The organism is Parasediminibacterium schistidii (assembly GCF_046546515.1).
Classification (GTDB): domain Bacteria; phylum Bacteroidota; class Bacteroidia; order Chitinophagales; family Chitinophagaceae; genus Parasediminibacterium.
In genome coordinates this window covers 1-9,187 of record NZ_JBKHKJ010000060.1, presented here as the reverse complement: position 1 = coordinate 9,187, position 9,187 = coordinate 1, and the positions used below count along the sequence as shown (strand labels likewise).

At 35.5% G+C, this 9,187-nt stretch carries 8 protein-coding genes; 1 reads left to right on the top strand and 7 read right to left on the bottom strand.

Translation table 11 applies throughout. The features are described from left to right. Positions 1-112 precede the first annotated feature (112 nt). The 7 genes from ACHFIY_RS18790 to ACHFIY_RS18760 form a co-directional block, all read right to left on the bottom strand. The gene (locus tag ACHFIY_RS18790) at positions 113-1,972 is read right to left on the bottom strand and encodes a hypothetical protein (protein WP_410847670.1); all 1,860 of its coding nucleotides are present in this window, start codon (positions 1,970-1,972) and stop codon (positions 113-115) included. A 1,034-nt stretch (positions 1,973-3,006) separates the two neighbouring features. Further along, complete coding sequence (locus tag ACHFIY_RS18785) at positions 3,007-3,768, bottom strand: hypothetical protein (protein WP_410847669.1); 762 nt, start codon at positions 3,766-3,768, stop codon at positions 3,007-3,009. 553 nt (positions 3,769-4,321) lie between these two features. Then, complete coding sequence (locus tag ACHFIY_RS18780; RefSeq protein ID WP_410847668.1) at positions 4,322-4,717, bottom strand: hypothetical protein; 396 nt, start codon at positions 4,715-4,717, stop codon at positions 4,322-4,324. A 311-nt stretch (positions 4,718-5,028) separates the two neighbouring features. Continuing rightward, entirely contained in the window at positions 5,029-6,666 is a 1,638-nt protein-coding gene (locus ACHFIY_RS18775; protein ID WP_410847667.1) for an NHL repeat-containing protein, read from the bottom strand. A gap of 279 nt (positions 6,667-6,945) precedes the next feature. Continuing rightward, positions 6,946-7,278, bottom strand: coding sequence for a hypothetical protein (locus ACHFIY_RS18770; protein ID WP_410847666.1), 333 nt, complete (start codon positions 7,276-7,278; stop codon positions 6,946-6,948). 263 nt (positions 7,279-7,541) lie between these two features. After that, a complete protein-coding gene (locus ACHFIY_RS18765; protein WP_410847665.1) occupies positions 7,542-8,111 on the bottom strand; it encodes a hypothetical protein in 570 nt (189 codons plus the stop codon). A gap of 222 nt (positions 8,112-8,333) precedes the next feature. Further along, on the bottom strand, positions 8,334-8,969 hold the full coding sequence (locus ACHFIY_RS18760; protein WP_410847664.1) for a hypothetical protein: 636 nt from the start codon (positions 8,967-8,969) through the stop codon (positions 8,334-8,336). Between the two features lie 15 nt (positions 8,970-8,984). On the opposite strand from ACHFIY_RS18760, the gene ACHFIY_RS18755 reads away from it, so the two are divergent. Beyond that, the coding region (locus ACHFIY_RS18755; RefSeq protein ID WP_410847663.1) for a hypothetical protein at positions 8,985-9,187 on the top strand (203 nt) is incomplete at its 3' end.

Genomic DNA, 9,187 nt, shown 5'->3' with positions numbered 1-9,187 from the left:
ATTGAAGTTTCGAACACTAGTGGCCACAGACGTGCGTTAGCATATCATATTTTATTGAATCTGGTGCGCAAGCTGGGAAGAATGGAGCGAAGACCAACAAGGGCAGGAAAAATTAAAATCTTTTAAGCCTGAATATACCAGATACAGTATGAGAAAAATTGTTACTATCAAAATAATCTATAGAAAAATAACCTTCTTTAAATCCTCCTGCATTTTTATCATCCCTGTAATAATATGCTACTTTATTTCCATTTAAATTAATTGAGTAAGTTGCATTATCAATCTGAATAGTTTTACCTAATATATCATAATAGGGAGGGTTATCTTCCATTAAGAATTTAACCCCTTTGCCATTATTATCTATTACAATAGTATCAACAATGTAGCTAGCTAAAAGTGTTAAGCGAGGCGACGAGGCATTCACATTTCCAATTATGGAAAAATTAGTTGAATCTATTTGATATTTAGCGTACCCAAAAGGGGCATCGGTACATGTATAATAATTGGCTGTTTGATTAGGGGGAAGGTTTTTTACTGCTAACATTTTATAATTTGAAATTACAGTGTTTCCATTCGAGTCAATAATGTCTATAGTACTAGCAAAAAACTTTGAGTTAGGATATGTCCAATTAGCAGTTTGAAAATATCCATTTGAAATGGGTACTTTGTAACTATCTCTCGAATAACTATAATTAATAACTGCAGATCCATTTTTTAGTGGGGTGCCATCACAATTAAAAACATTGCCAATAGAGGTTGCCATCCCACTTTGGTAAGGAAGTGTATAAGTAATTTCTTGCGAGGAATTAAAAGTACCAAAATTCTGATTAAGTAAGCTGCTACTGCTTGGGGAATTATAAAAATCGTTAATAGCATCCACTGTAAGCGGGGTATTTGTAGGCACAAAAATTAATGCATTACCCTCTGCATCTGTCCTAATATCTGCTATTTCATTTACACCACTTTTAAAAGTGAGCCTAGCATTCGGAATTGATGCTCCTTGCGAGGATTTTAAATGGACTGTAATATAAACGCCATTTGTTGGTACTGCAAAATTCCAATAACCTCTTTGGGTTATTTGCTTTTGATAAAAATTCCCTGTTTTGGTAGCGTACCCCCTTTGTATCCAATTAGGTGTAAAATAAGCTTGGTTCCATATTGGAACATTTAAAAACCAGCATGGAATACTATCTGGGGCTGTACTAATTAAACTTGAGGGTATGGGTAATTTGAGGGAAACATTTACGTTGGAATTAAAATCTATATCAAAATTCGAGTTATCGCTTGCAGCAGGAACCAATTGATATATACCGTAGGAATCTAAAAACACTCTTTTTCCATTTACATCAGCCATTGGATAACATGGAATTGAAACAATGTAGTCTTTTACAGAAGGATTAAAGTATTGCGAGTAAACAGCAAAAGTTACACTTCCAGGATGAGTGCCAAAACTATATGGTGGAAGCGTTAGCTGTCCATTATTTTGCAATACCATAATACCGCTACCAAAATCATAGTTAAATGAACCAGCTTGCACGGGGGGTACTAGTTTAAAATCAACATAGTTCTTACTATTGCTGATTGCCATGAATGTTTTTACAAAAATATTACCACTATAATAACCGCTAAATGTGCTACCGCTAAAAGCTGCTAATGTTGAAGCGTACTTGTCTAGTGAAATACTATTAGCGGTGTATGAATTATAATAACTATTAAATAATGTGTATGGGGTATTAGGATCGTTATAATTAAAAAAATTCGTATGAATTTGAAGTGGGTCAGCATATTGTGTACCCGATGCGAAAGCCATTATATTTGAATAAAAAAGAGAGGCTGTTGGAGAAGGAGTATAGTTGATTGGAGGAATAACTGGTGGAGGCTGAGGAGTATTTGAATCACCTGAAACAACTTTCTTACAACTAAATAAAAGAATAGCTAGGGTAAAAAGGACAACCGAAAGATTATATTTCATTAAAATAGAATTTGATATTGTTTAATATATTTTTGTAGTCATACATATATCACATCGTTTTTTGCCTTTAACCAAACTACCTCAATGATATACTTTTAATGGTAAAATTAAAGAATCAAAATTATTTTCCAGCATAAATTTTAGTTTTTATCCTAAAATATCCTGTATTAAATCCATTTACCTCATAGTCTATTTAGAACTTTCTTGCTTTTTTAAAAAGGGGTTCAAAAAACAAATTTACATTTCGCTTTATCCTGCTCTACGAGGCTTGCAACTTATAAAACCCTAATTTTTATGTTGCAAAAGCGCTAATATTAATTGTTTAAATACATTGTATTAAGTGCTTATTTGTCAAAAAGATAAGTTTTTTATAAATTACAAGCACTTGTTTTGTTTGTCGATTGCGTACTGTCCCCACGAAACTTTTCGACATATGTTTTGCTGCCCGACATTTCCCTTGTTGCTATAAACCGTGGTCATTTTATGGGTTAGGCCTTGTCCCATAAGGTTTTTCAAGCCCTGTTTTCCTTCCCGACTTTTCCTTGTTGCTGTGAACCGTGGTCATTTTGTGGGTTAGGTCTTGTCCCATGAGTGTTTTTCAAACTATGTTTTACTACCCGACTTTTCCTTGTTGCTTTGAACCGTGGTCATTTTGTGGGTTAGGCTTTGTCCCACGAGGTTTTTTAAGCTCTGTTTTGCTGCCTGACATTTCCCTTGTTGCTGTAACCCGTGGTCATTTTGTGGATTGCGTATTTTCTTGAAAGGGCTTTCCGAATTTTTTCTAATCGGGTTTTGCAAGTTTAGGGTCCTCGGAAGTAGCCGCCCAACGAGTTTGGGCTTGGCGAAGGTGGGGGAATAGTATTCCGTCCGCCGGAACCGAAGCCTAATTGAAAACCGAAGTAAATATAACAACAAAAAGCCAAATAGCATTCCGTCACGCAGGAACAAAAGCAAAATAGGATTACAAAAAGCTCATTGTTATTCCGTCCGCCCCACTTTTGCCAAACCCCATGTTAGTGGCAGTTTTTGTCGTGTCAATAGTATTCGTAATGTCCATAGTGAAATTCTTGTACTCGTCTTAAATAAAAGGTGTCCGTTATTAATCTGTCAAGTTCGTCAACCAATTTATTGAGTTCTTTAGTTCTTTCAATTTTGTCATTGCCCATAGTATTGAAGTCAATTTTACTTTCGTCGTCAATAAGTTGTCGTAATGATTTAATGTAAAGTTCTTTTTGTTTTGAAATGTCATAAGTTTTTTCAATGTCTTCTTTCTTTTTCGGAAGAAGGTAAATTGAATATTCAGCGTAACCTAAAATTCTTCTGCTTTGATGCCCAAAATATGTCCCACCATATTCAAAGTGTCCAAATAGTGAATTTATGTTTGAATAAATGTCTATTAGTTTCTTTCTTTGCTGGGCATATTTTTCAATGCCATTCTTCTGTTTTAAAAAATAGGCATACACTTCATAATAGCTGTCTTGCCCAACTTCACTCCCGAACTCCTCTTTTTCATTACTATTATAATATGCTTGGTCTGGATTTTCAGGATATGATTGAAAAAACTCTGGGTGTTTATCTACAATAGAATTGAAGCCAGCCTTTGCATATTCTAATGTGTCGCCAAGTTCAGTTGCTATTATTATTGTGTCTTTGTCGGTGTAATATTTTGAGTTGTCAATTTTATTGGTCTTTTCTATCTTAGCAGTTGTGTCAATTATTTGATTTTTATCAGATTGAGATTGCTGATTGTTACAACTTGAAAAAATGAACATTGTTATGTAAAGTAGAGTCTTCATAAAATTGCCACTAACGAGCAGGTATTTGGGATGTGGTTGAAAATAGCGCTGGGTCAGCCGAAAACAAAAGCCAAATACCTGCTCTTAAAGTTCAAATATATAACCTACTGCCCAATATTGTATGGTTAGCAGGAACAAAAGCTAAAAAAAGGACTAAAAGCCGAGTGTGTTCCGTCCAGCCAGCCATAGCGCAAATACGGATGTTAGCGGCATTTGTCACCCGTAGAGTGTGTCAACTGGGAACGGTCTATTTTTAGTACTTTCAGCCGTTTTGTCAGCTAAATAGAACCTCAGTTTTTAGGCTATCGCTCCATCATCGCTCCTAGGTCGGTTTATTTGCGGTAAGACAAAATGTCTTGCAAAACTTTCCAGTCTACTCGCTTCGGACTTCGCTGTCGGGGTCAAGCTATCTAGGTCAAATAATGCAGGTCTACTCGCTGCGGTCTCCACAGTTGGGTAAACTATGTCTGTCAAGTCGTTGAACAGCAAACAAAAGCTGAAAATATATTCTTCGCCCCACCATATTGACAATGCAATGTTAGCGGCAGTAGATTTATACGGTTAAAAAAGGTATTTTTTTTAATTCTTTCCATTCGTTACCAGTTATTATGTCTAATGTTTCTTTGGTTGTAAATAGGTCATTGTAAGCCTTTAATAAAAACATGTCTTCCGCATCTTGTCTATGATGTTCAACATTGCAAAGTATGTTATATTCGTCTGTTCCTAATTTATAGATAAAGAATGAAAAACCATAGTCCGTGTAATATGGTTCTTGTTTTATTGTGATTTTTAAATTTTTGTCTTTATTTGTATAAATAAGGTGAACTGACCAATCTCGATTATTCAACTGGTTCGTCTTTATCTCGTCAAGAATATAACCATATTTGCCTACCAAGTCTTTAAATAAACTGGGGGCTACGTTTTTAAAATTCTCAAGTTTGTCTGCCATTTTATTCTAGAAATTGTCACTGTATTGCCGCTAACGAGTCGGTATTTGCTGATGTGGCTGAAAATAGCGCTGGGTCAGCCGATAACAAAAGCCTAATACCTGCTCCTAAAGTTCAAATATATAACCTACTGCCCAATATTGTTGGGTCTGCCGGAACAAAAGCTAAAAAAAGAACTAAAAGCCGAGTTTGTTCCGTCAAGCCAGCCATATCGCAAATACGGATGTTATGTGCATACCCAATAGCAGGGTGTGTCCAGCAGTGAAGAAAAGAAGTGCAGCCATTGTCAAATTGGATGCACTTCTTTCAAAGTCTATTTGTTTATCAACAGCTTTTCATTATAGCTGCCTGCTGCTGTCTTTACTTTTATTACATAAACACCGTTTGTCAATGCTTGGGTGTTTAGTTTGTATGAGCTTGTCCCGCTTAGCGATTGTGTAATGACAGCTTTGCCCGCCATGTCATAAACTGCAATGGTTGCTTTGTCAACCGCTTTGCTGAAACTGATGGTTGCAAAGTCTTTTGCAGGGTTAGGGGTGATAGTTAAAGATAGGGTACTAACAAAGTTTACGCTTACCACTTTACTATAACTGCTGCTTCCGTCTTTGTCTATGCCTTGCAAGCGGTAGTAGTTGATGCCAACCGCAGGGTTGTTATCTGTAAACTTATAACTATTTGCCCCACTGCCTACTGCTTTTATTGTGCCTATTTCTGTAAAAGAAGTGCCATTTATACTGTGTTGAATAATAAAGTGGCTGGTGTTTAGTTCAGTGGCTGTTTGCCAGTTGATAGCAATGTCTTTATTTTCTCTTATTGCTGTTGCAGAAGAGATGGTAAGGGGTAATGTACTAAAAGATACTTTTCTAATTACATTATTATGCCAATCAGCAATAAATAAATTTCCATCGGAATCAAAGGCAATACCTTCGGGATGATTTAAAGTAGCAGATGTTGCAAGCCCCCCATCTCCACTATGACCACCATTAAAGCCAAGTTTACCACTGCCTGCAATTGTTGTTATAATACCTGTTTCATCAATTTTACGAATTCGATTACTACCGTCAGAAAAAAATATATTTCCATTTTTGTCTAAAGCAATACCTATTGGGCTGTATAGCTTAGCTACAACTGCAAGCCCTCCATCTCCGCTAAAATCTCCATTTCCAAATCCTATTGGACCACTACCAGCAATTGTTGAAATTATTCCATTAGTATCAATTTTGCGGATTCGATTATTATATGAATCTGCTATATACAAGTTATCTTTTGAATCAAATATAATACCACTCGGATTACTCAATCTAGCATTTACGGCGAGACCACCATCACCACTATATCCACCAGCTCCATCACCCACCGCACCAGTTCCTGCAACCGTTGTAATGATACCTTTTTTGTCAACCATACGAATGCGATTATTATAATTATCAGCAATATATAATTCGCCTTTTGAATTAAATGCAAGACTTACAACCCCCTCTAGTCGTGCATTTATAGCAGAGTCACCATCTCCACTATAGCCATACTTACCATTACCGGCTATTGTAGTAATAATGCCATTCAGGTCTATTTTCCGTACTACATAATTGGCATAGTCAGCAATATACATATTGCCAATAGAATCAAAAGTCGTGCTTTGTGGTTCTTGTAATCTTGCGGATGTTGCAGGGCCACCATCACCAATATAACCAAATAGACCTGTTCCTGCAATTGTCGTTATTGTATCTTTCAAGTTTACTTTTCTAATAACATGATTTCCTTCTCCTGTAATGTACATATTACCAAATTTGTCAAACTTAACATCAGAAGGTCCATTTAGTGCAGCATTTTTAGCTAGACATCCATCAGCGAGATTTGATCCTCCGCCAACAACAGTGGTAATAATTTGGCTTTTACTGATAATGGTCAAAATCATAAAAGAAACGAGTGTAAAGATTTGCTTATACTTCATTTTTTAATTTTAAAAAAATTTAATAATTGGTTTGTTATATCTATCCTAAGACTGAGTTAGTCTTAAACGATTCTATGAATTTAATTGTGTTTAACATGTTTCTTTTTACATTATCATATTATCATTAAGCAATGTTTCTTTTTCAATGTGTGCTGTAAATCTTCTTTCAATTTGCGTAGCTAAATTCTTGAAATAAACATCATTAATATTTTGTTGTGTCGTTCTAAGTACATACTCATAGCTAATTGTCCCATCTTTTAAAGCAAATAAAATAATACACTAGATTTTTTTTTTACAAATATAACTTTCAATTAATTGTGCATCATCAATTTTTGCTAAAGCACTTCTATCTATATAACAACCCGCCCAATCTTGAAATTCCGCTTTCATATATGCATCAATCAAAGCCTGCCCGTACAACGAACTATTATAAAAAGTTATGCCTTTATTGTTTGGAATATTAAAAGGATTAAATTCTATATCACTAGAAACAAGGCAACCTCTGACAGGGAAAGTGCATTTATAGGAAAAAGCAAACCCATTATTGGAGCGATTTCTTGTTAATCCATTGATTAAAATTAGTTTGCTTGTTACCTGTTTTAATTTTGTCATTGGTATAAATAGTTATATGTTATAGACCTCGTTCTCACACGGGTTGCACACAACGAGTCGGTATTTGGGATGTGGCTGAAAATAGCACTGGGTCAGCCGATAACAAAAGCCAAATACCTGCTCCTAAAGTTCAAATATATAACCTACTGCCCAATATTGTTTGGTCTGCCGGAACAAAAGCTAAAAAAAGGACTAAAAGCCGAGTTTGTTCCGTCAAGCCAGCCATATTGCAAATACGGATGTTGTGTGCTGGGCTGTCAAGATTACGTTCCCCAAAGTTTAGTGCCGTCAATATTTAAAATGTCAGCACCTTGTAAAACTCCATAGCTTCCAATTTTCTTTGTCGCTAATTTGCTATGAATTTGATGTTTTAATTTTCTTGATGTTTGTTCGATTACTTTCCAATTCCATTTGTCAACGTTTCCGTTTTCGTGGTTTGTGTCTTGCCATTTTAAAGCACCTTTTTCATTAAAGTGTCCAATATGGGAATGATATAATATATTGTCTTTCTGTCCACCGAAATAAAGTTGAATTAATCCCCATCCTTCAGTCGAATAACGAAAAGTATGTCCGTTGCAATATTTTGGGTTAAGTTCAACCTTTCTAAAAAATATGTCACCGCCAAAGCGTGGTGTCCAAAGTTGAAATGTTGTAGAAGATTGTCCTCCGTTTTCAAGGTCAAACTTTGTCGCTATTTCATTGGTTGCCTTGTATTCAGAAACTTCCTGTCCGTAAGGTGAGGCAAGGTCAAATATTTTCAAGTCTGTCTCCTTAAATATGAAGTCAAGCAAATTTGTTTTGTCCGCTTTATTTGCAAAAAAGTTGTAAGTCATTTTGTAGGATGTTCATTTTGCCTTGCACACAACGAGTCGGTATTTGGGATGTGGCTGAAAATAGCACTGGGTCAGCCGAAAACAAAAGCCAAATACCTGCTCTTAAAGTTCAAATATATAACCTACTGCCCAATATTGATGGGTCGGCCGGAACAAAATTTTAAAAAAAGAACTAAAAGCCGAGTGAGTTCCGTCAAGCCAGCCATATTGCAAATACGGATGTTACCTGCCGTTTTTTGTCAATTTCAAATATGGACTTCTTCCAATTCCATTTTGAATTAATACTCCATTTAAAGGCTTTCTAATCGAGTCAATTTCAAAGCTTGTTGTGTCAGGTCTTATAGTTGCCAAAGTCTCTAAATGGTTGATATCAATATCATATATACCTTTTAGTGTCATAACTCCTTTTTCTAGTGATAAAACAGTAAGTATCCAGTCAAATCCTCCACTTCGGTTATTTAAAAAATAGTGTCCTTTATATTCTTTTAGAACATTGTATTGCGAGATTTCAAACAATGGAATTGATTTGTATACGTGTTGGACAATTGTGTCGCCTAATAATTTTACCTTTTCTTTTTCATTAGAATATTTATCGAACATTGTATCGTCTTTTATATAGTTGTTAGTGCCAATACTATCTTTTAAAAACTTAAAGTCAAAATCATAAGTTTTTGTTACAGAATTATTAGTAATTGTCAATATGGAATTGTCGTCAGAGTTTAGGTAGTCACCTTGCATATTTGATGGAAAAGATTTCAGTTCTTTTTCGGTTGTTGGCAGAGGGTTCTCAATTGAGGGTATATGTCCACAACTGGTCAATACAAAAAATGAATAGGCAAGTATATGTTTCTTTAGCATAGGGGATCTTTCAAAATGGCAGGTAACGAGTCGGTATTTGGGATGTGGCTGAAAATAGCGCTGGGTCAGCCGATAACAAAAGCCAAATACCTGTTCTTAAAGTTCAAATATATAACCTACTGCCCAATATTGCATGGTCTGCCGGAACAAAAGCTAAGAAAAGGACGAAAAGCCGATTTTGTTGGGTTAAGCCAGCCATATCGCAAATACGGATGTTA